Genomic DNA, 23,790 nt, shown 5'->3' with positions numbered 1-23,790 from the left:
TCACCTCTGAATCTTGCCAGCTTCGATCAGCAGCGAGCGTTTGGCGGCATCACAATGGTCAAGGTTCGGGTTCCGGCGGCACATCATAAGTTGGCTCAGCCTATTTTCTGGGTCACTGGACCAGAAGGCCGGATCGTTGGGATCCATGGTTCCGGTGCGCGACCGCGCCTCGCGCAGCGCCACCTCGACGCTGGCCTGCTGGGCGTTGACGCAGTCGGGGTCGCGCCCCAGCCGGCCGGGATCGTCGAAGCAGGCGAGCTGGACTTGCGCGCGGGCCTGCGGGTGGTCGGCGTACCAGCTCACGGTGCGCGGCCCTGCGGCCGGGGAACCTTGCGCCGCCGCCGGCCCGGCAGCGAGCGCCAGGGCGAGAAGGGCGGACAGGGTCCACCGGAGGGATGGTGTCCTGGTCATCACTCAGCCTCCCCGCGCCTTGGCCTGGTCGATCAGCGCGTCGATCGACTGCCGGCGCCGTTCCTGTTCGCGCTGGTCCTGGTTGCGCATCTGCGCCTGCTGCCACAGCACCAGCGATTCCGCCTGCACCTGCTGGGCCTGGATGTAGGCCTGCTCGGCGTTGATGCGGGCGGCGAGGTCGGCCACCGCCTTGGCATCGCCGGCGCTGGCGAGCTGGCCCTCGATCGCCTGCAAGGCGGCGATCCGGCTGGCCGCCGACTGATAGAGCCCGCTCGCCATCGCCTGCGCGCCGGCGATGCTGGTGGCGTTGCGCTCCATCTCCCCGGCCTGGAAGTCGCTGCCGGATGGGGCATAGACGCGGTTGCGCTCCAGATGGCCTTGGGCGGCACTGCCGAAGCCGCCCGGCCCGAGCGAGGTGCCGGTCATCACCGCGCCCAGCTCGCCGCTTTGCGCCGGCAGGGCGTTGCGCAACGCCTCGACGTTGAGCTGGCGGCCGAGGTCGGTCAGCGCGTCGGACGGCGCATGGGCGACCGCCTGGTAGGTCTGCTGGAGCTGCTGGTACTGCTGCTGCATCATCTGCAGCTGCTGGGCCATCTGCTGCACCTGCTGGACCGCCTGGGCGAGGTTGGCCGGATCGATCACCGCCAGCTGAGCACGGGCGGGCGGGGCAGGGGCCAGCGGGATCAGCGCTGCGGCGAGTGCCACGGTCGGGAGCGCAAGGCGTCTGGTCATCACCGGATCTCCATCCTTGGTGAGGGCGGTGTCATGTGAGGGCGCTGCGCCACTGCCGGCGGAACTGCGGCAGCCAGGCGTCGGGGGCCGCGCCATGCTCGGCGATCAGCCGCTCCATCAGCCGCACCGTGCCGGCACGCGCCGACAGCACCGCCACCAGATCGTCGAGCCCGCCGAGATCGAGCGCGCAAGCGACCGACGCCGTGCCCTGCTTCAGCAGGAAGCGCCGGCCGCCGACGGTGAGGTCCTCGCGCACCGCGCGGAACTCCGGCTCGGTCAGCTTCAGCCCGTCGCGGTAGTCGGCGGCGTCGGCGCGCGGGTTCGGCATCAGGATCTGCGTCGGGCACTGCTCGATGATCGAATGCGCAATCGGGCTTTTCAGCGCATCGGCCGGCGACTGGGTGCCGAGCACCACCAGCCCGTTCAGCTTGCGGATGGTCTTCAGCTTGTCGTTCACCAGTTCGCGGAAGCCGGGGTCGAGCAGCGCCTTCCAGAACTCGTCGATCACCAGCACCAGCCGCCGGCCGTCGAGCAGCCCTTCGATGCGGTGGAACAGGCAGGCCAGCACCGGGCCGCGGGCGAGCGGGTCGTCGAGCAGCGCGGTGACGTCAACCCCCAGGAAGGGGACATCAAGCGCCAGGGCGTCGGCCTCGTTGTCGAGCACCCAGCCGAGCGCGCCGCCGCGGCACCAGCGCTCCAGCCGGGCACCGGGGCCCATAGGGTCGGCCTGGCCGAGAAAGGCGCGCAGCTCGCCCAGCGAGCGGGCGTCCGGCGGCAGTGCCATCAAGCAGCCGAGCCCCAGCTCGAGCCGCCGTTCGTCCTCCGGCGCCAGGCTGCCGCCCGGGTCGGTGACCAGCCCGGTGATCAGGCGCTTCAAAAAGGCCAGATCGGCCGGGCGGTTCGACAGCGCCTTCAGCGGCGCCAGACCCGAGGGGGCGCCGGCCGGCAGGACAAGGTAGGTGCCGCCGACCGCGCGGGCCAGGATCTCGCCGCCACGGTCCTTGTCGACGAACACCACCTGCGCCCCCTGGCGCCCGGCGAGTGCCGCCAGGAACAGCATCAGCGTCGTCTTTCCCGAGCCGGCCGGCCCGGCGATGAAGACGTTGCCGAGGTCGCTCACCGTCCCGGTGGGGGCGTGCAGGTGGAAGCGGTAGGCGGTGCCGCCGGTGGTGCGCAGCAGGGTCAGCGGCTCGCCCCAATGGCCCTGCGCCGCCCCGGCCGGGTAATTGTGCAGGCTGGCCATGGCGGCGAAGTTGCGCGAGCTGACTGCCCCCGGGCGGGTGCGCAGCCGCAAGTTTCCCGGCAGCTGGGCCCAGTAGGCCGCCTCCAGCGCCAGATCCTCGCGCGCCACCACCGCCCCGCTCTCGGCTAGGTCGCGCCGGGCACGGGCGGCGACCGCGCGCAGGCCTTCCAGGCTGCCGGCGAAGGTGACCAGGCTCAAATGGTGGTCGCCCATGACGAAGGCGTTGGAGGCCAGGAGATCGGCCGCTTCGCTGAGCGCCGCCGTTTGGCTGGCCGCCTTGTCTTGCGCCGTCACCATCTGGTTCTGCTTGCGGGTCAGCACGGCCTGGGCCGCCTGCTTGGGCAGAAAGCCGAAGCTCTGGGTCAGCACGCAGCGGTAGGGGGCGGCCAACACTGCATCGAACATGCCGGGCCAGCTGGTGGCGGGATATTCGCGCAGGCCGAAGGCGGCGGCATAGCTGGAGCCGCCGGGGCCGCGGATTTCGATCGCCTCGCGACCGACGATGACGCGGTCGGTGTAGATCGCCCCGCCGAGATGGCCGTCGACCAGCGGCACCGGGAACGTCTGACCGGTCAGGATCAGGCGCAAGGCCTCGGCCGGCTCGGAGAACAGCACGCCGTTTTGCTCGCGCAAGCCCAGACGCCGCGGGGCATGGTCGTCGAGCTCGGCGAGGAGGGTGGCGACGGCGGCGTCGAGCGCCTCCAGAGCCGTCGGAGCGGCCGGGCGGGCGAGGTCGCCGCGCCGGCGCCGGGCGAACAGGCCGGCCAACCGGCGGCGCTCGCCGGCCCCGGGCGGGCGCAGCAGCACCGAGAGGAACAGCCGGTTGCAGAACAGCCGGCCCACCAGCAGGCGTGCCCGGTAGGCGGCGTCGAGGTCGCGGGCGAAGACGGTCGCGCACGGGGCTGTGGGATAGCCGGCGCCGTCGTCCAGCGTGCGGACGGTGTGGGTGGCCAGCACCAGGCGGTCTGACGCGATGTTGCGCAGCAGCAGGTTGCGCCGGCTGTGGCGGGCGTTGACCTCGTCGGCCGCCGCCGTCTCGAAGCCGGCGCCGCCGAGCTCGATCATGGCGAGCAGCGCGCCGTCGTCGAGCAGCAGCGTGCCGGGGGCGGCGTGGCCGAGATAGGGCACATAGGTGTCGGGTTCGCGCTCGCGCGCCCACAGCGCGGTGTCAGGCATGGATGCGGACCTCCCGGGCGCTGCGGGCGGGACCGAGCGGCAGCGGGCTGACCGAGGAGCCGCCCCAAAGCCTGGTGTTGCGGGCGCGCGCCTTGGTGTCGGCCCACAGCCGCAGCGTGCCGAACAGATGGGCGTCGCGGGCCACCAGGGCGCGCAGGGCATGGTGGAGGACGACGCCGATCAGCAGGTAGGCCGGGTTGCCGGCCAGCACGAAGACGATGCCGGTGGCCATGGCGTTGACCGCCACCGCCTCCAAGGGCACGCCGCGCCACATCGCCGGCCGGGTGCAGGCGAGGAACAGCGGGTCCTCGGCGAGATCTTGGGCGTCCATGTCAGGCCCCGACAATCTGGGTGACGATCCAGGCGGAGGAGAAGATCAGCATGACGCCCAAGAGCACGCCGCCGGCGGTGCGCAGGCTGAGCGCTCCCATCAAGGCACCGATGCCGACGATGCAGATGGCGATCACCGCGATCAGGCGGCCGGCGGTGCCGGTGAGGATGTTGACGACGTTCTGTAGGAAGGTGGTGAGGTCGCCGCCGCCACCGGCCGCCTGGGCAAAGGCGGGGGCCGCGGCCAGCAAGACCAGCACGCCGACGCCGAGCGCCGTCAGGCGGGGGCATATGGTGCGGCCGGCGCGGACGCGGAGGGGAGCGGGCACGGCGGCACCGTCAGAGGCCGGGTGCCGGACGGGCAGAGAGCGGGAGTTGACCATGGACGAACGCCTCCTCGAAACGGGGAATCGGGGCTTGTCGGAACGCCGGGTCCGGCTGGCGTCAGGGGCGGGCCTCCGGGGCCGGCGGGTGCGGAGGGGGTGCGGCCGACAGCGGCGGCGGCGGTGGTCTGAGCGCGCGGTCGCGGCGGGCCCGCGCATAGACGTCCCAGGCCGGCGGCTCCGGCAGGGCGGCGGCCGCGGGAGGCGGGGGTGGTGTCCGGTCGGAATCGGGACGCGCCGTCCCCTCCAGCCGGATCGCCGGCACCACGGTGGCCGCCGCGGCCTGGACGCGGGCGACGTAGCCGTTGGCGACGCCGCGTTCGGGTGAGCCGGTGTTGTAGCGCGACAGCGCCCGCACCAGCGCCTGCTGGCCATCCTCGCCGCCCCGGGGAGCGAACCCGCCGGCCAGCACCCGCGCGCCGGCGGCGATGTTGCGGCAGGGATCGAAAGCGTCGGCCACGCCGAGGCCGAGCCGGGCCAGAGTGGCGCTGTTCAGCTGCATCAGGCCCAGGTCGAGGGAATGGCCGCGGCGCAATAGCGCGTTTGCCTCGGCCACCGCAGCGGCGGGGCTGTGGGGGCTGTATGCGCGGCCGGCGGTGGCGTCGCCGATCGCCAGCGGATCGAGGCCGCTTTCGGCCTGGGCGACGGCGGCCAGCGTGTCGACATGCACCCAAGGGCCGCAAGCGGCGGCCAGCTGGGCGAAGAGCGCCAGGGAGAGGGTCATCGCCGTCCTCCCCGGCCCGCAGGGGCGAAAAGAGCGCTAGCCCGGCGGTGCCGCTTCGGGCCGCTGGAGATCGATGTCGCAGTGGGGCGGCAGCGGCCCGGCGACCGGCAGTTCCTGGGCGAGCGCCTTGTAGCGGGCGAGTTCGGGGTCGCCGGCGATGTAGACCGGAATGCAGCCGCAAAAGCCGAAGTCGGCGCGGATGAGGGTGAGCAACCGGTCGAGGTCGCGGTAGGTGCGGTCGCCGCGGTCGTTCCAGGTGCGCAAGGGCAGGAAATCGCGCCGCCAGCTCGCCCGCAGATAAGCCAGATGCTCGACCACGCCGCCGATGCATTTGGAGACGATGAGAACATTGCGGATGTGGCCGCCCTCCTGCAGGGCCTGCCTGATCTCCCCTTCCTGCAGCCCGCTTGCCAAGCCCCGCCCCCGCCGTTCCGCCCGATTGCCCGCCGGCAGGGCGGTGCGGCCCGATCGGCCGGCTGCCACCGGCCGGCGCCGGGGCCTGTCCCGCCTGCCGCTGTTGTCTTACCAGCGCAAGCGGAGCGGGAGCGAGTGGGCATTGCGGATAGGCACCTCGTCATTCCGTGGGCCTCCCTTGGCAGGCCGGGCGAGCGGCTGCGCTGAATAGATCGTAGTGATTTTATAAAAACACCTTCGAGGATGATCTGTGAGAGATGCACCCTTCACGGGAAAATGATTGCTGGGTTAACAAACGAGAAGTTGGGACAAAAAGCGGGCGCCGGCCGCCAATCCGTGGCTCTTTCGCGCAAAGGTGGCGCGAATGGCTGTCGCCTTTGTAGTCGGTCCAGGGGAGGCGACAGTTCGCCGACGATGAAAGCGATTTTGCAAAAACCCATCCGCGCGCTCCCGGCAGCGGGGCGGTGCGGCAGGGCGAACCCCTTCGAGGAGGTCCGATGAAAACATTGGCCGTGATGAACGAGAAGGGCGGGGTCGGCAAGACCAGCCTCACCGCCCACGCCGGCTGGTACCTGGCCGAGCGCTTCCGCACGCTGGTGATCGACCTCGACCAGCAGGCCAACCTGACCGCCACGCTGGGCGCGCATCTCGGGCGGGTCGACAGCGTCGAGCTGTTCGTCCGCCCGACCCGGGTGCCGGAGGCCGGCCGCCTGACCGTCACCCGCTCGACCCGCGACCTGCTGGGGGTGGAAGGGGGGGAGCGCGCCTGCATCGCCACCTTCCGCGACAGCCTTGCCGCGATGGCGGCCGATTACGACGTGTGCGTGATCGACACCCCGCCGGCGCTGACCAACCGCACCTTCGGCGCGCTCCTGGCGGCCGACGCGGTGCTGGCGCCGGTCGGCATCAACGACTATTCGATCCAGGGGGTGGCCGAGCTGTTGCGCGCGATCAAGGGCGTGGCGCGGCATTATGGTCGGCCCGAGCCCCTGTTCCTCGGGCTGCTGCCCTCGATCTTCGACCGCAAGAGCCGGCGCGAGCGCGTGCTGTTCGAGAGCTTGGCCGCCGAACTGGGTCAGCTGCTGTTTCCGGGCCTGCTGGCCAAGCGCGACGCCTATGCCCGCGCCGCCAGCGACCGCGCCCCGGTGTGGGCGATGCCGGGCAGTGCGGCGCGCGAGGCGGCCTCGGAGATTCGCGGTGTGCTCGCCACCGTGGCCGAGCGGATGGAGCTCCGGCCATGAGCGCGCCGGCCAACCCGCGCGCCGCCTTCGCCGCGGCCAGCTTCGCCGCCTTGCGGGCGGCGGCAGGAGACGGGCAGGGCGAGGTGCTGCACCTGCCGCTCGCCGACATCGACGAGGACCCCGGCCAGCCGCGCACCCTTTTCGAGGAGGAGGGGCTGGCGCTGTTGGCCGCGTCCATCCGGGCGCACGGGCTGGTGCAGCCGGTGGTGGTGCGGCCGGCGGTGGACGGGCGCCACCGGCTGGCCTTCGGGGCGCGGCGACTGCGCGCCGCCCGGCTGGCCGGGCTGGCGGAGGTACCGGCGGTGATCCGGCGGGAGAGGGACGGTGACTTCGCAGCGCAGGTGATCGAGAACCAGCACCGCGCGTCCCTGTCCAACAGCGATCTCGTCGCCGCCATTGCGCGCTTGGCGGCGGACGGGCACACCGGCAAAGAGATCGCCACGATCTGCGCGCTCAAAGCCTATGAGGTGTCGGCGTTCCGGCAGGCCGGCAATTTCCCGCCCGAACTGCGGGCGCGCATCGACCAGGCCGACATGCGGGCGCTCTACGACCTCTACCGGCAATGGCGCAAGACCCCCGACGCGGTGCTGGCGGCTCTGCCGGAGGCGGACGTGGTCCTCACCGTCACCGAGGCCCGCCGGATCGTCGGCGGCATCACCGGCCGGCCGACCGGCAGCCTCGTTCTGGATCGGCCGGTGCCAGCACCCGCGGCCCCGGTCCATGACCCTGCAACCGCACCGACGACCGATTCGGTCGAGCTTCGTGCGGATGGCGGGGGTTTGCACCGTGCAAAACCCGACATCCAGGAGGGGGCCGGGCAGGGCGAGGGCAAACCGCAGCCGATGGCAGCCCCAGGCCCAGCGGCGACCGAGCCGGTGCAGCCGCCGGTGTTCCATGTGACGGCGAGAGACGGGGCGGAGGGCCGCCTGATCGTCGACCGGCGGGCGGGCGGGGCCGGACTGGTGCTGGTGGCCTACGCCAGCGGCATTGCCGAGGTGAACGCCGCCGACCTGCGCATCGTCCGCGTCGAGTGACCGGCCAATGCCGAATCCAAGTGTGTCAGGGGAGGCTTTGCACGGTGCAAACGCAAGCGGGTCTTGGGGGGGGGCATCGGGACCATGGAGGAAGGGGAAGGAGGGCAGGATATGTTTGGTGGGAGCAGGTTTGAAACGGGGCTGGCGTGATGCCGCCAAAGCCCGGACAGAAGATGGTCGGAGGCTATGTCGACGCCGCTCTGGCCGAGCGGTTCCAGGCTTGGGCGCGGCGGACCGATGGGGGGGCCTCTGCCGCGCTGCGGCGACTCATCCTCCAGGCGATGGACGGTCAGACGCCGGCCGCGCCTAAGGGGGGCGGAGCCGGCCGGCAGGTCGGTGTCCGCTTCAAGGACGCCGAGCGCGCGGCCTTGGCCGAGGCAGCCCGGGCGCACGGCACCAGCCCGGCGAGCTGGCTGCGCTCGCTGGCCCTGGTGCACCTGATGGGCCGGCCGCAGTGGAACCCGGCGGAGGTGGAGGCGCTGCGCGCGGTGTTCCGTGAGCTGCGGGCCATCGCAACCAGCCTCGACCGCAGCACCCGCGCGCTGACCCGGGCCGTCGACGCCGGCCTGTGTGCGCCAGAGCACCGCGAGGCCGCGCGCGAGGCCGGCGATCTGGTCCGAACCGAGATGCGCCGTGTCGTTGCGGTGATGACCGGCAACTTCGACTATTGGGGTCTGCCGGACGCCGAGCGCCCAGATGCGGCGCCAGGGGCGGCCGAGCGTGCCGCAGCCGCGATCCGCGTGGCCGAAAAGCGTCGGAAGAATCGGCCGCGGCGGCTGGCCGCGCGCGCCCATGAGAACGGATGATACGGGCGGGCAAGGGGGGCGGCGTGACGCGCGGGGGGGACGCAAATTGAAGCGGTGCCAGTTGGATGGAAACCCGATCGAAGCGATCAGTCGTGGGTCTTCGTTCCGATCGCCGCCCAGGAGATCTCGTTGACCCAGGCAAGCCGCACGTCTTCCAGACCGGCACCCGTCATCAGCGCCTCCACCTCGTCGCGGCGCCAGTAGTTGGCGATCTTCGGCAGCATCTGGTCGAAGACGATGGAGCGCAGATGGGCGAAATCGAAGCGGCGGATCAGGCGAAAATATTCCAGCCGGTCCAGCCCCAGCCGCAGGGCCAGCCACAGGATCGCGGTCGGCGGCAGCGACAGCGCATGCACCAGCCCGATCGGCAGGCGGCTGAACAGCGCCTTGCGCAGCGGGTCGGCGAAGCGGACGATCCAGCCGTTGTTCTCGCGGCCATAGACCCAGATCATCACCCGCCCGCCCGGCTTCACCGCGCGCACCATGTTGGCGAGCGCCGTCTCCGGATGGGCCAGATGGTGGATGACGCCGATGGAGAAGGCGAGGTCGAAGCGCTCCACCTCGTTCAGCTCATAGGCGCTCTGGCGGCGAACCTCCATCGCCGGATGCGGCGCCAGCGTGGTGCGGGCGGAGGCGAGGCTGCGCTCGTCGATGTCGATGGCCAGCCCGCCGGTCGCACCATAGCTCATCGGCCAATGGCTGTTGCGCCCCATGCCGCAGCCGACGTCGACGAAGGTCAGGCCGCGCCAGTCTTCCGGCTTCATGAAGGGCGTCCAGCGGCGGAACTGCTCCTCGTAGATGTCCTTCAGCTCGGCATAGCGGCCCCACTCGTAGCCGAAGCGGTCGGCCGACCCGCTGTGCACCGCGGAGGCGGCGTCGGGGGCGGGGGAAGAGGGCGGCGCTTCGCTCATCGCGGCGGTCCGGTGTGGTGGCGGGGAAGACGGCGCTATCGGTAGAAGCCGGAGGGCGGGCTTGTCAAGCAAGGGGCAAGGACGGAAGGTGCGCCGGACGCAGGACAGGCCGGTTCCGCCCGCCGCCGCGGGCGGCTACCATGCATCCCCTTATCGCGAGACGAAGCGGCCCTCTCCTCCCATGCCCGATACGCTGCCCGACAAGCCCGGCATTCCCATCCTGTTCGTCCATATCGGCCACAAGGACGTGCTGGACATCGCTCTGAGGCAGGCGGTGCTGGCTGCGCCGGACAGTCCGGTGATCCTGCTGACCGACGAGATCCGCGACCTGCCCTTTCCGGTCCATCAGACCGACATCCGCCTCCACACCAGCTCATACCCCCGCTTCAGGGCGGTGTACGAGCATCTCTCGGTCAATGGCGAGGGATACGAGGCGATGTGCTACGGCCGCTGGTTCTTCGCGCATGAGTTCGCCGTCCGCCACGGGCTCGGCCGCTTCTGCGTCTTCGACAGCGACATCATGCTCTACCGCCCGGCGGAACATTTCGCCGCTCCCTTCGCCGGCCGCATCGCCGGGAATTGGAGTTGGGCCAACTGCTTCGAGGGGCCGGAGGCGCTGGGATTCCTCTGCGACCGCTTCGTCGGGATCTTCGCCGACAAGCCGCGGCTGCATGCCCTGGCCGACCGTTTCCGCATCGGCGGCCGACCGCATGTCAGCGACATGCATCTGCTGATGGAGATCGCCGTTGGTGACGACCGCTTCCTGGAGCAGGGAAGCCTGATCGACCAGGGCTTCGACCACAACATTCGGGACGCCAACGGCCGCTTCGCGATGCGCGACGGGTTGAAGGACATCTGTTTCGGCGCCGACGGCATTCCGGTCTGCGCCCGCACCGACGGCGGCCCGCCGGTCCCCTTCACCTTCCTGCATTTCCAGGGGCCGGCGAAGGAGCGGATGGGCGACTTCGCCTGGCCGATTGCGGGGATGGCTGCCGACGAAGGTTGAAAGGGCGGAGGCGGGCTTTGGCAGAAAAACACGTTGTGTTGACAAAAATTGCCAACCTTTCCAACGTATCGGTGACACGCTGGAGAATGTCCATGCCCACCATGAACGTCAGCCTCCCCGAAACCCTTGCCAGTTTTGTCGAGCGTCAGGTTGCCAGCGGAGAATATGCATCGCAAAGCGAGGTCGTCCGGGATGCGCTGCGCTTGCTGCATCGGGAAAAGGCTGCAGAGCAGGAAAAGCTGGAGATGCTTCGGCGGGCGGTCATGGTCGGTTTCGACGACTGGAGGGAGGGCCGCCTGGACGACCGGCCCATAGACGACATCCTCGACCGGATAGACGGGTGAGGTGATGCCGGCTTATCGTGTCACCGACGCGGCAAAGCAGGATTTCAGGACGGTGTTGAGGGAAACACTGGAGCGGTTCGGAACGCACCAGCGCGAAGCCTACAAGCGCCTGATCGCGAAGGCGGTGACAATGGTCGCTGAGGATCCTGGCCGTGGTGGCTCCCGGGACCGGGGGGCCGTCGTTCCGGGGCTTCGGGCCTTCCATCTCGAAACGGCAGCGGGCCGGCGGGGTGCCGCCTCCCATTTCCTGTATTATGCCGTCGAACGTCCATCGGATGGATCGACCAGGGTCGTCATCCTGCGGTTGCTGCATGAAAGCATGGAGCCGGCCCGCCATTTGGCCGACCCCCCTGATCCCGCCGCAGGTTTCGCCGCAGAGGCGGATCAGCCGCTTTCCGTTCAGCCCTCCGACCGCCGCTGATCGCACCAGCGCCGCCACATCAGCCGGTAGGCGGTTTCCAGGTTGCGCATGAAGCGCGGCTCGTCGCACAGCGCCGATGCCCGTACCCGCTCGCGCATGCCCATGCGCAGCCGCATCAGGCGGGTGAGGTCGCCGGCCAGTTCCGCGGCGATGGCCGCGTAGCGGTCGGGGGTGGCGGCGACCAGCTCGGGCAGGCCGATGGCGGTCATCAGGCTGGCGCCGACGCGGGCGGCGTGGCGCCCGCCCGCCAGCGTCACCAGCGGCGCCCCCATCCACAGCGTGTCGCAGGTGGTGATGGTGCCGTTGTAGGGATGCGGGTCCAGCGCGATGTCGATGCGGTTGTAGGCGGCCAGATGCCCGGCGGCGTCCTTGATGAAGCCGACGAGGTCGAGCCGGGCCGGGTCGATGCCGGCGGCGGCGAAGCGCGCCCGCAGCCCGGCGGCGGTGCCGGCATCGGACAGTGGCCGGTCCTTCAGCAGCAGGCGGGAGTCCGGCACCCGCCGCAGAACCTCGGCCCACAGCGCCACGGTGCCGTCGGTGATCTTCGATAGCTTGTTGAAGGACCCGAAGGTGACGGCCCCGGTCGCGCCGGCCGGCAGCGGCACCACCGGCGGGGCGGCGGCCGGGGGGCGGAAGCACAGGAAGGGGGCGGGCAGCCGGACCAGCGTTTCCACCGCATGGCCGTCGGTGGGGCCGATCGGGTCGCTGACCGGATCGACGATGCGGTAATCGACCGAGGCCATGCCGGTGCCGTTGGGATAGCCCAGCCACGTCACCTGCACCGGCGCCGGGCGCCGCGCCAGCATCGGCAGCCGGTTCAGCCCGGAATGGCCGGCGAGGTCGACCAGGATGTCGATGCCGTCGGCGCGGATCTGCGCCGCCAACGCCTCGTCGTCCAGATGGCCCACGGTGCGCCAGCCGTCGGCCTGCGCCTTGAACCGGGCGGTGTAGGCATCGGCATGCGTGTCCGGCAGGATCGAATAGCAGACGATCTCGAAGCGGTCGCGGTCGGCCCGCTCGAACAGGGGCGTCAGGAAATAGGCGCCGAGATGCTCGCGGAACTCCACCGACAGGTAGCCGATGCGCAGCCGCCTCTCCGGATCGGGACGGTTGGCGTGCGGAGCCGCCGGCAAGTGCCTGCCGTCCTGCCGGCCGAACCGCTCGTCGAAGCGCCGGTGTTCGTCCAGCAGGCGCTCGCCGGACAGATCCAGGTAGTTCAGGCACAGCAGCCGCTGGCTGGCGATCAGCGGATCGGCGGGCGCCAGCCGCTCGGCCTGCTCGAAGCAGGGGGCGGCGGCCTCGGCCTCGCCGCGAATCTGGTGGGCGACGCCCAGATTGAACCAGATGCCGGCATCCTGCCGCGGATTGAGGGTGATGGCCCGGCTCCAGGACCGGACGGCCTCGTCCAGCCGGTTGGCGCCATAGGCGGCGCTGCCCCGCCCGATCCACGGCCTGTCGTAGTTCGGGCGCAGGGCCAGGGCGATCCTCAGGGCCGCCGCCGAGTCCTCCGGCCGCCGCAGGTCGGCCAGGACGACACCGAAATTGTTCCACAGGTCGGCAGCCGTGCCGTCCTGCGCCAGCATCCGGCGATAGAGCGCCTCCGCCTCATCCAGGCGCCCGGCGCCGAGAGCCTCCAGGGCTTGGCGCTTCAGCGCTTCCGGAACGGGAACGGGGATGGGCGGGGCCATGGAGACGTCAGGGGATGCGTTTGGGGGATGCGTTCAGGCGAGACGGGCTTCGACCTGTTCGCACAGGTAATGGTAGAGGCAGATGTGGACCTGCTGGATCAGCGGGGTGGAGCGCGACGGCACGTCCAGCAGGATGTCGCTCAACTCCGCCATCTTGCCGCCGCCCTCGCCGGTCATGGCGATGGTGGTCATGCCCATCTGCTTGGCGACCTCGAAGGCGGCGATCACGTTGCGCGAATTGCCGCTGGTGGAGATGCCGAGGATGACGCCGCCCGGTTCGCCGTAGGCCTCGGTCTGGCGCGAGAAGACGGTGTCGTAGGAATAATCGTTGCTCCAGGCGGTCAGCACCGCCGGGTTGGAGCTGAGGCAGATCGCCTTCAGCCCGCGCCGCTCCTTCAGGAAGCGGCCGACCAGCTCGCCGGTGATATGCATGGCGTCGGACGCCGAACCGCCGTTGCCGCAGACCAGCAGCGCCCTGTTGGCGCCGAGTGCCGTGGCGACGGCATCCACCGCCGCCTCGACCCGCGCCGGATCCAGGCTGTCCATGGTGCGCCGCAGCACATCGATGGCGGAGGCGAGGCAGCCGTGCAGCGACGGGGCGGAGGCCTGGGAGTCCATGGGCGTGACACCTTGGTGCGTGTGGCGGAGAGGGGACGGACGGGAGGAGGGGAGGGTGCCGGTGGGCGGCTCCCACCGGACGGCGCAAAGTGCATCCTACGGAACACCCGGCTCTGTCAACTGCGGGCCACGCAATGACCGCTTTCCCGCACCGGGTGGAACGCTTATTTTCGGTCGATCCCCGGACGGCGGGGACTGGAATGCAAGGGTGGCCTATGACGACGCGGACGGTCCGGCTGGGCCCCCTTAGCGTGAAGATGTACTGCGCGATCGGCATGATCGCCGTGTCCTGGGCGCAATTGGAAGACATGGTTTCGCTGTGCATCTCGCGCCTTCTCGGCACCGATCATACCGACTTCCTGCCCATCGCCTCCAACATGCAGGTCAAGGCGCGCTTCGACGCGCTGAAGGCCATCGCCGGCCTGCGGCTTCCGCCTGAGGAGGCCAAGGCCCTGGTCACCCGCTGCGACGAGGCCCTGGAGCTGGGGCGGGAGCGCAACAAGATCCTGCACGGATCCTGGATCCAGGGCGAGACCGACGATGTCGCCATCCGCCTGAACTACCGCGCCCACGGCCGCATCTCGGCCGACGCTCCCGTCATTTCCGCCCGTGAGATCGCCGAGATCAGCGACCGCATCACCATGCTGACCGAAGGCTTCGCCCAGACGCTGCAGCGCCTTGGCCTGTTCGATCCCAAGAACCCAATGCGCAACCCGGTGCGCGATCCCGGCAAGACGCCGGAGGTTCCCCTCGATTGACGCCTGCAACGACACCCCGTTCCTTTGCCGGCTTTTCCAGTCAGACCATGCCCTCGATCCACGACATCCTGACCAAGGCCGTCGCCCTTCACAACGGCGGCCGGCCGGAGCGCGCGGCGGCGCTCTACCGCGTCATCCTGGCGGTGGAGCCGGCCGAGCCGCATTCCCTGCATCTGCTGGGGCTGCAGATGCGCCGTGCCGGGCGTGAGGCGGAGGGGGTGGCGCTGATGGCGCGCTCGCTCCTGCTGGCGCCCATGCTGGCGCCCGCCCTCTCCAACCAGGGGAGCGCCTTGCAGGATTTGGGACGGCTGGACGAGGCGGCCGCGCATTTCCGCCGCAAGCTGGAACTGGACCCCGACTGCGGCGTGACGCTGATCCGCCTGGGGCGCGAGGCGCTCGCCCGCGGCCGGCTGGACGAGGCGGAGCGGCTCCTGCGCCGCGCTGCCACCCTGGAGGCCGGCGGCGCGTTCGCGTCCCGCCTGCGCCGGTCGCTGGAGCGCATCGCCACCGCCCGCGAAATCGCCCGGGACGCCGCCGACCCGTCGCTGCCGCCGGGGCTGGTCGTCCGCGGCGCCTTCCGCGACAACAGCGGCTATGCCCACAAGGTCCGCCAGTTCGTCCGCCATCTGGTCGATGCCGGGGTGCGCGTCCGGCTGGTCGACCTGAACCATGACGACGTCGACAACCTGCCCGACGACCAGATCGACCCGCTCCTGCACACGCTCGACCGGCCGGTGCGGGCCAAGGCGGTGCTGAGCTTCACCACGCCGGTGTTGGTCGAGGCGGTGCCAAACCTGAAGACGATCAACTACACGGTGTTCGAGGCTCTCGACATCCCGCCCCTGTGGGCGGCGCACAGCCGGCGCCACGACCATGTGATCGTCGCCACCGACTCCTCGCGCCAGGCATGGCTCGCTGCCGGCCATCCCGCCGACCGCATCCACATCTGCCCGGAGGGGGTGGAGCCGCTGGAGCCCGGCCAGGCGGCGCCCATCGGCATTTTCGATTCAACGGGGCGCCGGCTGGCCGATTACCGGGTCCGCATCCTCAACATCTCCGACCTCAACAGCCGCAAGAACCTGGAAGGGCTGCTGCGGGTGTGGCTGCGCACGACGCGGGCGGAGGAGGACGCCGCCCTGCTGCTGAAGCCGGGCAAGGGCGACGGGGCGTCCGGCGGCCTCCGCGACCTGCTGGCCCGGCTGGCGGCGGAGACCGGCCGGACGCCGGCCCAGGCGGCCCCCCTCTTCCTGATCGAGGGCAAGCTGCCGGACACCGTCATAACATCGCTCCACGCCGCCGCCACCCATTACTGGAGCATGTCGCACGGCGAGGGCTGGGACCTGCCGATGGCGCAGGCCGGCGCCATGGGGCTGACCTTGCTGGCTCCCGACCACAGCGCCTACCGCGCCTATCTGGACGGCCGGATCGCCCATATGATCCCCAGCCGCGTCACCCCCGCCCTGGACGACTATCGCGGCCGGGAGTGGTGGACCCCCGACGAGGAGGAGGCCGCCCGGCTGCTGCGCGCGGTCATCGACGATCCCGACGGTACCCGACGCTCGGCCCGCGCGCATCTGCTGGAGAATTTCGGCTGGCATTGCGCCGCCCGCCGTCTGATCGGGTTGCTGCGCGATCTGGACGCCCTATGATCGGCTGATTCGATCTCCAGCGCCTGTGTCTTCGGCCGTGCATCATGATTGCGGGTGCGGTAAGTAAGCGGCCGTCCTCTCTGCGCCCAGACGGCTTGCCCCAACGGAGCTTTCATGCCGACCCTTGAAGAAGCCTTCCGTATTGCCATCGACCACCATCACGCTGGGCGCCTGGCCGAGGCCGAGGCCGTCTACGAGAGCATTCTGGCGGCGGTGCCTGATCAGCCGGAGGCGATGTCCAACCTCGGCTACGCCCAGCAGATGCAGGGCAAGCTGGCGGCGGCGGCGGCCACATACCGCAAGGTGCTGGCCAAATGGCCCGACCGTCCGCAGCCCCATGCCCGGCTGGGCGAACTGATGCAGTGGACCGGCCGCTGGGGCGCTGCGGTCGATTATTACGAAGCCGCGGTATCGCTGGCGCCGAAGGACGAAGGGCTGGCGGCACAGCTCGACCACGCGGTGTTGCTCGCCGCCCACCATCAGTCCCTGCGCCAGCCGCTGCGCCGCGGCGAAAGGCTGGACTTGCGCGATGTCACCTTTATGGTGCCCTGCCGGATCGAATCCCCGGACCGCAGGCGCAATCTGCGTATCCTCGTCACCTATCTGCGACGCCATCTCGACACCAACATCCTGATCTGCGAGGACAATCCGGAGCGCCAGGATGTGCCCGGCATCATGGCCGAGCTGGGGCTGTCCTCCGCCGACTACGGCTATATCCACCTGACCAGCAACGACAGCCCCTACACCCACCGGGGCAAGCAGCTGAACATCATGGCGGCCGCCGCGACCACGCCGATCGTCGTCGGGCAGGACACCGACGTGCTGGTGGAGCCGACCCAGTATGTGCTGGCCCAGCGGGCCGTGCATGACGGCGTGGCGCTTGCGTGTCCGTTCAACGGCCTGTTCTTCGATGTCGGCCCCGACTTCGTCCCCGGTGTGGAGCGGACGTTGTCGGTGAACCAGATCGACCTGTTCGATCCGCGCAACGAGATGCTCTACAAGAACTCCTACAGCGGCTCGGTCTTCTTCGGCCGTTGGGTGTTCGACCGGCTCGGCGGTTTCAACGAGAAATTCGTGTCCTGGGGCTGGGAGGATTTCGAGCTTTACCGGCGTCTCGAACTGCTGGGCGAGCGGGTGGAGCGCACGCTGGGGCCGCTCCTCCATCTCAGCCATGCGCGGTCGACCAATTCGGTCACGGAGAACCCCTGGTACGCCCACAACACCGCCGAATACGAACGGGTCGTGTCGATGACCCCCGACCAGATCCGTGCGGAGATCGCTGCCGGCAGCTTCCGCCGTCCGCTGGTCAGCGCGAGCGCCGTTCCTGGTTGGGTGGGGACGCCGACGTCCTGATCCCGGTCCATGGCGCGGCGGGGCATCGCGCCCGCCGCGCCCCAATTCGTGCTTGAGCCTCCCGCATGCCGCCGCATCCACAAGCCCCGTCCGTCCCCACGCAGCCGGCAGCCGACACCCCCCGGACGCTGTTCTGCTGCCTGGCCACGCCCGACCATTACCGCCGTCCGTTGTTCTCGCAGCGGGAGGTGTTCTGCGGACCCGACTGTCCGACGGTGGAGACCGGCGACGGCTTCACCTCGCTGAACACCCCGGCCGGCGAGTTCGATCTGCCGTCTGTCGTCGCTCGCCTGCCGGCGCACCAGCGTCCGGATCTGATCGTCGTCAAGGCCGACGCCACCCGGCGCAACCTTCCCCGCGGGCTGGACCGCCTGCCGGGCACCAAGGTGCTGCTGGTCGGCGACACCCATCATTTCGCCAGCCCCCTGCGCACGCTGCTGACCTATGGCGCGGTGGAGAGCTTCGACGCGGTGGTGCTCGACCACACCCGCCAGCATGCCCATGCCTTCCTCGAGGCGGGGTTCGACCGTGTCTACTGGATCCCGGCGGTGGACTACGCGCTGCGCCGGCGCGACATTCCCACGGCTTCCGAGCGTCCGCTCACCTTTGTCGGTCAGATCGGCGCCTTCCACCCCTGGCGGCGCCATATGATGGACCGGCTGGTGGCGGCCGGGCTGCCGCTGACGGCGATGCGGGCGGCACCGGAAACGGCGGCCGACATCTACGCCGCTTCGCAGGTCACGCTGAACGTCTCGCTGAACGGCGACCTCAATTTGCGGGTCTTCGAAGCACTGGGCGCCGGTGGTTTCCTGCTGACCGACGCGCTGTCGGAAGAGGCCGGACTGGAGCGCTGCTTCACCCCTGGCCGCCACCTTGCGACCTACCGCTCGCCGGGCGAGCTGGTGGAGCTGGCGCGCCATTACCTCGACCACCCGGATCAGGCGATGGCGATCCGCCGGGCAGGCCAAGCGCATCTGCTGGAATTCCACAGCCCACAGGTCAAGCGCGCCCAGTTCCTCGCCGCGGTGTTCGACGACCGTGTCGACCCGGCGCTGGAGGTGCGCGGGGAGCGGCGCGGGCTGGGGGCCCTGCCGCCCCAGGGGACGGCCTTCCGCCGCCGCCTCGCCGCCTACGAGGCGCTGCAGCGGTTGCAGCTGACCTCCTCACGGCTGACCGTCCATGCGGCCGGGCAGGATGGGAAGGATGACGGCTTCGCCGCCGACCTGCGCCTCATGGCCCGCGACCTGCCGCGGGTGGCCTTCTCTGCCCCAGGCGCCGCGCCGGACGATGCCGCCGACCTCGATGCCGCCAGGCCGGTTCCCCTGCCGCTGCCGCCATCCCCCGACCGGGTACGGGATGATGCGGTGACGCTGCTGCCCTGGCCTGATAAGGCCGAGACCGACCGCCGGATGGCCCGGCTGCCCGGCGCCTTCGTCCTCTGCCCCACCCTATCGGCGCGCGATCAGGCCGCGGCAGCCGCCCATCTGGCTGGCTGGGGGTTCGTGCCGACCGAACCCGGCGGCATCCTGTTCCAGTGTGCCGACGCCCTGCGCTGTGCCGTGCGCTCGCTGTCCGATCCGGAGCTGGCGGCGGGGCTGGCGCCGGAACTGCGGCATGCCCGCCTCGCGGCGCTGGAGCCGATGCTGCGGACCGCCGAGCAGATGGTCGCCGTCGCCCGGCTGACCGCCCGCCTCCGCGAGAATGCCCTGGCGGAGCGCTTCCTGCTCGGCGCCGTCGGGTTGGACCGCCAGCAGCCGGATGCACTCGCCGGGCTGGCCCGCCTGTATGCGGTGGGCGGACGCCCGCTGGAGGCATCCATCTATCTCGGCGAGGCCCGGCGCGCCGCCCGGCTTGCCGGAACGGCGGATCCCGCTCCGGACTTGGACGCCGCCGCGCTCGCCGCCGCAACCGGCGGCCATCCGGGGCTGGAGCGCTACCGCAGCCTGTTCCGGCAGGCGACGGCTCCCTCGACCGGGCTGCCGCGGCGCATCCTGGTGGTTACCAACCTGTTCCCGCCGCAGGAGTTCGGCGGCTACGGCCGCAAGCTGTGGGAGTTCTCGGCCGAGTTGATCCGCCGCGGCCATACGGTGAAGGTGCTGACCGCCGACGTGCCCGACCTCGCCCGGCCGGGCATGGCCGGGACCGAGGACATCGAGGCGCATGTCGACCGCCGGCTCACCCTCTACGGCACCTGGAAGGACGGGCGCGCCGCCGTCCACGACGACCCGGCCCACTGCGCCGCGCTGATCCGCGCCAACATCCGCCGCGTGCTGGAGACCGCCCGCGACTTCCGTGCCGACGCCTGTCTGGTTGGCAACCTCGACCTGCTGGGGACCGGGTTCCTCGATCCGCTGACCCGGCAGATGGGCGTGCCGGTGCTGCATTGCCTGGGCAACCAGCATCCCGGCTACGCGCTGGAAGCGGCCCCCCGCTCGCCGCTCTACCGTGCCGGGCCGGCCAGCGGCTGGGTGGCGGAGCGGCTGGCCGCCGGCGGCTACGGCCTGCCCGCCACGGTGATCTATCCCGGCGCCCGCGTCGATCACTTCCACCGCGCGGTGATGCCCTCGACCGACCGGCTGCGCATCGCCTTCGCCAGCCTGTTCGTCACCTACAAGGGACCGCAGACGCTGGTCAACGCGCTGGGGCTCCTGCACCGCGAGGGCGTCGACTTCGACTGTACCTTCGCCGGGGAGGCGCCGGACGCCGATCTGATGGCCCGCTGCCGCGACTTCGTGGAGCGCAACGGCATGGCCGGCAAGGTGCGCTTCACCGGCTTCCTCGACCGCCGAGGCCTGTCCGAGCTGTTCGCCCGCTGCAACGTGCTGGTCTTCCCCAGCGTCTTCCAGGAACCCTTCGGCATCTCGCAGGTGGAGGCGATGGCCGCCGGCCTGACCGTGGTCGGCAGCGGCACCGGCGGTAGCGGCGAGGTGCTGCGCGACGGCGTCGACGGGCTGCTGTTCCCGGCGGAGGACCATCAGGCGCTCGCCGGCTGCCTGCGCCGTCTGGTCAAGGACCGCGCCGCTTGGTCACGCATGGCGCTGTCCGGCCGCGACCGGGCCCGCGACTTCACCGTCGCCCGCTCCGTTGACCGCATCGAGGCGGTGTTTGAGGAGTTGGACGCGCGGAAGGGGAAAGAGGCCATCTGAAAAGTGTTGGCGTTGAAAGCGTGATGTGATTCATGCGTGGACGACTGCCTCTGGGCAAGAAGAAAAATGAACAATAGCAGAGTGGTTGGGTGCGGGCATATGTCTAGCACTATAGAAGTGCGGCACTATTGACTGCAGCCCATGACGAGATCCGCGAATCAGGTCGCAATCAAAGGTTTTTGTTCGAAACGCATTGAATCGCCTGGGTTTTTCTGATCCTCGGTTCGAACCGTATCGCCATCAACTCACTGTTCACTCTCACGCATGCTTGTTCACAAGCCTCCCGCAGCCTACCCCATGCACGCGGTCAGTTCAGCTGAAGCTGTTCCGTGCGCGTCAGGCAAAACTTGTCATTTGCGATTAGGCTATTGAGCAGACCTTCGGATGGCTGAACCCGCTGGAGACGTTTGGTTCAAGGCTATGAAACCCGGATCGCCGTCTCCGGCGGCATGACACAGCGCGTCATGGCAAGCCTGCTATTTCGACGAGCCTGCCATTGAAACGATCATAAAACCGGCTCTATGAGATGGAAACAGAAATGGCTTCAGGGAACTGAAATGGCTCATAGTTCTGCATAAAACTGATGAGCTCACCGCTTATTTTTCTCGTATTTTTAAGAAGGCTAAAAATCTCTAAATTGATTCCCTCTTTTTTCTTGCGCGTTGATCCTATAGATATAGGAGAATTGATCGTCATTGGTAAATAAACAGGAAGTCTTCCTGTCTTCTTGTAGAGGCGGACATGAAAATCGTGGTCGTCATTGCCGAGGAAGTAATTTCTCTCATCAAGAAAACCAACGGACTCGAGATCCGACCGCCGCAGAATCCAGGGGCCTCTGTTTACCGTTTCACAGCGGAAAATTTTCCCTTTGATGGCAGAAACTAGCTGTAAGTCTTCAATCTTTTCTCCAATCAAACCGACCCCTTGCACCATATTTCTGTATTTATCAGGCAGTTGCAGAGAGGGGGCGACCCATCCAAGGATGTGTCCGCAACGCCCGGAAATTGCTGAAGGTCGAAGATGGCTTAGAGATACGGATATTGCCATCTCGGCAAACATTGGCTCTTCTATGAATATGTCCGCCTGCACCTCAATAATTATTTCAGTGCGAGAAATGTAGAATCCCATATTGTCGCAGGCGGTTTCAAATATTGGTGTTGAATTTGAAAGTACAACCGCCTCGCACAAATGAGGTGATCTGCATTCTCTCAATAGGCAGCTTACCACCTTTAACGTTTCATCGGTTGACCCATCGTCTATAAATATCCAATCAAAAGGCATGGTGCAATTTTTTATGATTGCAGAAATATTTTTACATATATTATCCTCCTGCTCAAATGCGGGTGTTACAATTGTAACAACCGGAGAGCTGCTGCTGAAAATTTTATGATAATAAATTACAGGCGGTTTCCTGAAGCTGTGAGGCTCTGGATTGTTTGTGAGCCTTTTAAAATAAGCGCCGCACTCGTAATCTTGCATAAATTTTGAAGCTCTATCTAGCAAGGACATCGGAACTCTCAGGGCTGAAGGCAAGAACCGGAACCACAAAGCGTAGTACGGGACAGCCAATGCTACTTCGAATTTTGTACCCTGCAAGAACGTTTTTAGCAGGTCGCGGAAAAACGAACATATTCCGGCTTTTTGCCTCTGCTGAGGCTTGGAAATGGCGTTTCCGACGCCCGTTTTTGTCAGAATGGAGCGCTTTTTCGCGCTCCGAGATGCTCGGAGCCGCCGTTGAGGCGGACTTCGGGCGTGATTATGCCACCGCCAGCAGCTTAGAGCGCCTAACAGAACCATCTCTGGACGAAGCGCCAGCAGATGAGGCTGGCGGCGATTTGGTGGAAGGCGGTGAAGATGTCGGCGCGCCGCTCGTATCGAACGGCGAGGCGGCGGAAGCGGGCAAACCAGGCCAAGGTACGCTCGACGACCCAACGGTGTCGGCCCAGGCGCTCGCTGTTCTCGATGCCGCGGCGGGCGATGCGCGGAATGATGGCCCGCCGTCGCAACGCCCACCGGCAGAAGGCGAAATCATAGCCCTTGTCGGCGTGCAACTTGGTTGGGCGTCGTCGTGGGCGACCCGCGCATTGCCGGATCGCCGGCACGGCATCGACGACTTCCTCCAACAACTTGCTGTCATGCCGGTTGGCTGGAGAAATCCTCACGGCCAGCGGGATGCCGTTGGCATCAACGAGGATGTGGCGCTTGGAACCCGGCTTGCTACGGTCCGTCGGGTTCGGCCCGGTCGCTTCGCCCCCCTTGTGTCTTGTGAAGCCGTTAGAATGGAACCCGGACGGCACGCTGGCTACGGCCGTCCGGGTTGGTCGACCCCGATGCCCCCCAGGCGAAAAGGCCGGCAAAAAGCATGTGGGCGACCAGCCTTCCTTGAAGTCCGAACGGTTGCATGGGCTCGTCAGCCCGTACCACAAGGAAGGAAGACAAGGATGACACAGATCCACGCCTTTGGCGGTGTCGATGTGGGCAAAGCCTGTCTTGATGCTGCCGTGTTTCCTGGTGGAGCCCGATGGCACGGAGGAAACCATCCGGAGGGGCGGCAGGAGTTGATCGCGTGGTTTGGGGCGCACGATGTGAGGATCGTCGGGCTTGAAGCCACTGGTGGGTATGAACGACCGCTCCGCAATGAGCTCAGAGCGGCCGGAGCAAGCGTTCATGTGCTCGATCCAGCGCGGGTCCGCCATTTTGCCAAGGCAGTCGGACAGCGGGCAAAGACCGATGCTATCGATGCCGCGATGATCGCAGAATTCACAGCTCAGCTGCATAGCCTTCCGCCTCAACCAGTTGAACCGGAACGCGAAGCTGTAGCCGATCTGGTCCGGACGCGGCGCCTTCTTGTCGATAAGCGGGCCGATATCGAAAAAGCTTTGGTTCGGCTTCCAGACGAGGCCAGAGCACTTGTCTATCCGGCCGTGGAGGCCTTGCGGGTGGCCATTGCCGATCTTGACGCCCAGATTGCGCAACGCGTCCAGGCGCATAGCGGTCTGGCACAGAGTGTACAGGTGTTGGCGTCCGCTCCTGGTGTCGGTCCCATCACCGCTGTCGCCGTTGCCACGCTGCTGCCCGAGTTGGGGCGGATCTCGGGCCGTCAAGCTGCCGCCCTGCTCGGCGTCGCTCCTTATCCTGATGATAGCGGTCAGCGGCACGGGAAACGCCGGATTGCCGGCGGTCGGTCGGACGTGCGCCGGGTCCTATACATGGCCGCTTTGCAAGCGACCACAGGTCGGTCAAAGGGCGTTCTGGCCCGCTTCTATTCGCAGATGGTTGCCAGGGGAAAGCCGCCTAAAGTTGCTCTGACGGCCTGTATGCGCAAGCTGATCGTTCGCCTCAATGCCATGCTCGCCCACAATCAGCCCTGGAAGGAGGCGCCCACCTAAGCTGCCGATGGTC

The 23,790-nt window shown here is 68.4% G+C and carries 22 protein-coding genes and 1 pseudogene; 11 read left to right on the top strand and 12 right to left on the bottom strand.

Features of this window, described 5'->3' with window-relative positions:
- The 7 genes from B9N97_RS07870 to B9N97_RS07840 form a co-directional block, all read right to left on the bottom strand.
- Positions 1-411 (bottom strand): EexN family lipoprotein, encoded by a 411-nt coding sequence (locus B9N97_RS07870; RefSeq protein WP_085085078.1) that lies wholly within the window; start codon positions 409-411, stop codon positions 1-3.
- A gap of 3 nt (positions 412-414) precedes the next feature.
- Positions 415-1,143, bottom strand: coding sequence for a type IV secretion system protein (locus tag B9N97_RS07865; RefSeq protein ID WP_167393237.1), 729 nt, complete (start codon positions 1,141-1,143; stop codon positions 415-417).
- 31 nt (positions 1,144-1,174) lie between these two features.
- Positions 1,175-3,562, bottom strand: coding sequence for a VirB4 family type IV secretion/conjugal transfer ATPase (locus B9N97_RS07860; protein ID WP_085085073.1), 2,388 nt, complete (start codon positions 3,560-3,562; stop codon positions 1,175-1,177).
- Positions 3,555-3,893, bottom strand: a complete 339-nt coding sequence (locus B9N97_RS07855; RefSeq protein ID WP_085085071.1) for a VirB3 family type IV secretion system protein — start codon at positions 3,891-3,893, stop codon at positions 3,555-3,557. The genes B9N97_RS07860 and B9N97_RS07855 overlap by 8 nt, the downstream gene beginning before the upstream one ends.
- Before the next feature lies 1 nt (position 3,894).
- Positions 3,895-4,275 carry a TrbC/VirB2 family protein gene (locus tag B9N97_RS07850; RefSeq protein ID WP_085085069.1) on the bottom strand — a complete coding sequence of 127 codons (381 nt, stop codon included), beginning with the start codon at positions 4,273-4,275 and terminating at the stop codon, positions 3,895-3,897.
- A gap of 61 nt (positions 4,276-4,336) precedes the next feature.
- Entirely contained in the window at positions 4,337-4,999 is a 663-nt protein-coding gene (locus B9N97_RS07845) for a lytic transglycosylase domain-containing protein (protein WP_085085067.1), read from the bottom strand.
- Positions 5,000-5,035: 36 nt separating this feature from the next.
- On the bottom strand, positions 5,036-5,482 hold the full coding sequence (locus B9N97_RS07840; RefSeq protein WP_143266501.1) for a hypothetical protein: 447 nt from the start codon (positions 5,480-5,482) through the stop codon (positions 5,036-5,038).
- Positions 5,483-5,910: 428 nt separating this feature from the next.
- On the opposite strand from B9N97_RS07840, the gene B9N97_RS07835 reads away from it, so the two are divergent.
- From B9N97_RS07835 to B9N97_RS07825, 3 genes are all read left to right on the top strand, one after another.
- Complete coding sequence (locus tag B9N97_RS07835; protein ID WP_085085063.1) at positions 5,911-6,654, top strand: ParA family protein; 744 nt, start codon at positions 5,911-5,913, stop codon at positions 6,652-6,654.
- Positions 6,651-7,688, top strand: a complete 1,038-nt coding sequence (locus B9N97_RS07830) for a ParB/RepB/Spo0J family partition protein (protein WP_085085061.1) — start codon at positions 6,651-6,653, stop codon at positions 7,686-7,688. Before B9N97_RS07835 ends, B9N97_RS07830 begins: the two co-directional genes overlap by 4 nt.
- Positions 7,689-7,837: 149 nt before the next feature.
- On the top strand, positions 7,838-8,494 hold the full coding sequence (locus tag B9N97_RS07825) for a hypothetical protein (protein ID WP_143266499.1): 657 nt from the start codon (positions 7,838-7,840) through the stop codon (positions 8,492-8,494).
- Positions 8,495-8,580: 86 nt separating this feature from the next.
- Here the strand turns inward: B9N97_RS07825 and B9N97_RS07820 are convergent, their stop codons facing one another.
- Positions 8,581-9,405, bottom strand: coding sequence for a class I SAM-dependent methyltransferase (locus B9N97_RS07820; RefSeq protein ID WP_085085057.1), 825 nt, complete (start codon positions 9,403-9,405; stop codon positions 8,581-8,583).
- A gap of 181 nt (positions 9,406-9,586) precedes the next feature.
- Here B9N97_RS07820 and B9N97_RS07815 point away from each other — a divergent pair, with 181 nt between their 5' ends.
- The 3 genes from B9N97_RS07815 to B9N97_RS07805 all read left to right on the top strand — a co-directional run bounded on the left by B9N97_RS07815 (position 9,587) and on the right by B9N97_RS07805 (position 11,176).
- Positions 9,587-10,411 (top strand): hypothetical protein, encoded by an 825-nt coding sequence (locus tag B9N97_RS07815; RefSeq protein WP_085085055.1) that lies wholly within the window; start codon positions 9,587-9,589, stop codon positions 10,409-10,411.
- A gap of 92 nt (positions 10,412-10,503) precedes the next feature.
- A complete protein-coding gene (locus B9N97_RS07810; protein ID WP_085085053.1) occupies positions 10,504-10,755 on the top strand; it encodes a type II toxin-antitoxin system ParD family antitoxin in 252 nt (83 codons plus the stop codon).
- 4 nt (positions 10,756-10,759) lie between these two features.
- The gene (locus tag B9N97_RS07805) at positions 10,760-11,176 is read left to right on the top strand and encodes a type II toxin-antitoxin system RelE/ParE family toxin (protein ID WP_085085333.1); all 417 of its coding nucleotides are present in this window, start codon (positions 10,760-10,762) and stop codon (positions 11,174-11,176) included.
- Here the strand turns inward: B9N97_RS07805 and B9N97_RS07800 are convergent.
- Together B9N97_RS07800 and B9N97_RS07795 are read right to left on the bottom strand one after the other, a co-directional pair.
- Positions 11,155-12,864: an O-linked N-acetylglucosamine transferase, SPINDLY family protein gene (locus B9N97_RS07800; RefSeq protein WP_085085051.1), complete on the bottom strand. Its 1,710-nt coding sequence runs from the start codon at positions 12,862-12,864 to the stop codon at positions 11,155-11,157. The genes B9N97_RS07805 and B9N97_RS07800 overlap by 22 nt on opposite strands.
- A gap of 33 nt (positions 12,865-12,897) precedes the next feature.
- A complete protein-coding gene (locus tag B9N97_RS07795) occupies positions 12,898-13,482 on the bottom strand; it encodes a D-sedoheptulose-7-phosphate isomerase (RefSeq protein WP_085085049.1) in 585 nt (194 codons plus the stop codon).
- A 215-nt stretch (positions 13,483-13,697) separates the two neighbouring features.
- Here B9N97_RS07795 and B9N97_RS07790 point away from each other — a divergent pair, with 215 nt between their 5' ends.
- The 4 genes from B9N97_RS07790 to B9N97_RS07775 all read left to right on the top strand — a co-directional run bounded on the left by B9N97_RS07790 (position 13,698) and on the right by B9N97_RS07775 (position 20,388).
- Positions 13,698-14,240 (top strand): hypothetical protein, encoded by a 543-nt coding sequence (locus B9N97_RS07790; protein WP_244560607.1) that lies wholly within the window; start codon positions 13,698-13,700, stop codon positions 14,238-14,240.
- A gap of 47 nt (positions 14,241-14,287) precedes the next feature.
- Positions 14,288-15,889, top strand: coding sequence for a tetratricopeptide repeat protein (locus tag B9N97_RS07785; protein ID WP_085085047.1), 1,602 nt, complete (start codon positions 14,288-14,290; stop codon positions 15,887-15,889).
- Between the two features lie 114 nt (positions 15,890-16,003).
- On the top strand, positions 16,004-17,242 hold the full coding sequence (locus B9N97_RS07780; RefSeq protein ID WP_085085045.1) for a tetratricopeptide repeat protein: 1,239 nt from the start codon (positions 16,004-16,006) through the stop codon (positions 17,240-17,242).
- 65 nt (positions 17,243-17,307) lie between these two features.
- Positions 17,308-20,388, top strand: a complete 3,081-nt coding sequence (locus B9N97_RS07775) for a glycosyltransferase family protein (protein WP_085085043.1) — start codon at positions 17,308-17,310, stop codon at positions 20,386-20,388.
- A 519-nt stretch (positions 20,389-20,907) separates the two neighbouring features.
- Here the strand turns inward: B9N97_RS07775 and B9N97_RS34800 are convergent.
- Both B9N97_RS34800 and B9N97_RS07770 read right to left on the bottom strand, forming a co-directional pair.
- Positions 20,908-21,897, bottom strand: a complete 990-nt coding sequence (locus B9N97_RS34800) for a glycosyltransferase family 2 protein (RefSeq protein ID WP_167393236.1) — start codon at positions 21,895-21,897, stop codon at positions 20,908-20,910.
- Between the two features lie 275 nt (positions 21,898-22,172).
- A pseudogene (locus tag B9N97_RS07770) lies at positions 22,173-22,646 on the bottom strand (IS5 family transposase); the annotation flags it as partial.
- Positions 22,647-22,829: 183 nt separating this feature from the next.
- On the opposite strand from B9N97_RS07770, the gene B9N97_RS07765 reads away from it, so the two are divergent.
- Positions 22,830-23,777 carry an IS110 family RNA-guided transposase gene (locus B9N97_RS07765; protein ID WP_085084737.1) on the top strand — a complete coding sequence of 316 codons (948 nt, stop codon included), beginning with the start codon at positions 22,830-22,832 and terminating at the stop codon, positions 23,775-23,777.
- Positions 23,778-23,790: the final 13 nt, after the last annotated feature.

The organism is Azospirillum oryzae, assembly GCF_900177515.1.
In the GTDB taxonomy this organism is placed as follows: Bacteria; Pseudomonadota; Alphaproteobacteria; order Azospirillales; family Azospirillaceae; genus Azospirillum; species Azospirillum oryzae_A.
This window is presented reverse-complemented; position numbering and strand designations above follow the sequence as displayed.

Coding starts and splice junctions, on each gene's coding strand:
- B9N97_RS07870 (WP_085085078.1), bottom strand. CDS start 411: ATGACCAGGACACCATCCCTCCGGTGGACCCTGTCCGCCCTTCTCGCC.
- B9N97_RS07865 (WP_167393237.1), bottom strand. CDS start 1,143: ATGACCAGACGCCTTGCGCTCCCGACCGTGGCACTCGCCGCAGCGCTG.
- B9N97_RS07860 (WP_085085073.1), bottom strand. CDS start 3,562: ATGCCTGACACCGCGCTGTGGGCGCGCGAGCGCGAACCCGACACCTAT.
- B9N97_RS07855 (WP_085085071.1), bottom strand. CDS start 3,893: ATGGACGCCCAAGATCTCGCCGAGGACCCGCTGTTCCTCGCCTGCACC.
- B9N97_RS07850 (WP_085085069.1), bottom strand. CDS start 4,275: ATGGTCAACTCCCGCTCTCTGCCCGTCCGGCACCCGGCCTCTGACGGT.
- B9N97_RS07845 (WP_085085067.1), bottom strand. CDS start 4,999: ATGACCCTCTCCCTGGCGCTCTTCGCCCAGCTGGCCGCCGCTTGCGGC.
- B9N97_RS07835 (WP_085085063.1), top strand. CDS start 5,911: ATGAAAACATTGGCCGTGATGAACGAGAAGGGCGGGGTCGGCAAGACC.
- B9N97_RS07830 (WP_085085061.1), top strand. CDS start 6,651: ATGAGCGCGCCGGCCAACCCGCGCGCCGCCTTCGCCGCGGCCAGCTTC.
- B9N97_RS07825 (WP_143266499.1), top strand. CDS start 7,838: ATGCCGCCAAAGCCCGGACAGAAGATGGTCGGAGGCTATGTCGACGCC.
- B9N97_RS07820 (WP_085085057.1), bottom strand. CDS start 9,405: ATGAGCGAAGCGCCGCCCTCTTCCCCCGCCCCCGACGCCGCCTCCGCG.
- B9N97_RS07815 (WP_085085055.1), top strand. CDS start 9,587: ATGCCCGATACGCTGCCCGACAAGCCCGGCATTCCCATCCTGTTCGTC.
- B9N97_RS07810 (WP_085085053.1), top strand. CDS start 10,504: ATGCCCACCATGAACGTCAGCCTCCCCGAAACCCTTGCCAGTTTTGTC.
- B9N97_RS07805 (WP_085085333.1), top strand. CDS start 10,760: ATGCCGGCTTATCGTGTCACCGACGCGGCAAAGCAGGATTTCAGGACG.
- B9N97_RS07800 (WP_085085051.1), bottom strand. CDS start 12,864: ATGGCCCCGCCCATCCCCGTTCCCGTTCCGGAAGCGCTGAAGCGCCAA.
- B9N97_RS07795 (WP_085085049.1), bottom strand. CDS start 13,482: ATGGACTCCCAGGCCTCCGCCCCGTCGCTGCACGGCTGCCTCGCCTCC.
- B9N97_RS07790 (WP_244560607.1), top strand. CDS start 13,698: ATGACGACGCGGACGGTCCGGCTGGGCCCCCTTAGCGTGAAGATGTAC.
- B9N97_RS07785 (WP_085085047.1), top strand. CDS start 14,288: ATGCCCTCGATCCACGACATCCTGACCAAGGCCGTCGCCCTTCACAAC.
- B9N97_RS07780 (WP_085085045.1), top strand. CDS start 16,004: ATGCCGACCCTTGAAGAAGCCTTCCGTATTGCCATCGACCACCATCAC.
- B9N97_RS07775 (WP_085085043.1), top strand. CDS start 17,308: ATGCCGCCGCATCCACAAGCCCCGTCCGTCCCCACGCAGCCGGCAGCC.
- B9N97_RS34800 (WP_167393236.1), bottom strand. CDS start 21,897: ATGTCCTTGCTAGATAGAGCTTCAAAATTTATGCAAGATTACGAGTGC.
- B9N97_RS07765 (WP_085084737.1), top strand. CDS start 22,830: ATGACACAGATCCACGCCTTTGGCGGTGTCGATGTGGGCAAAGCCTGT.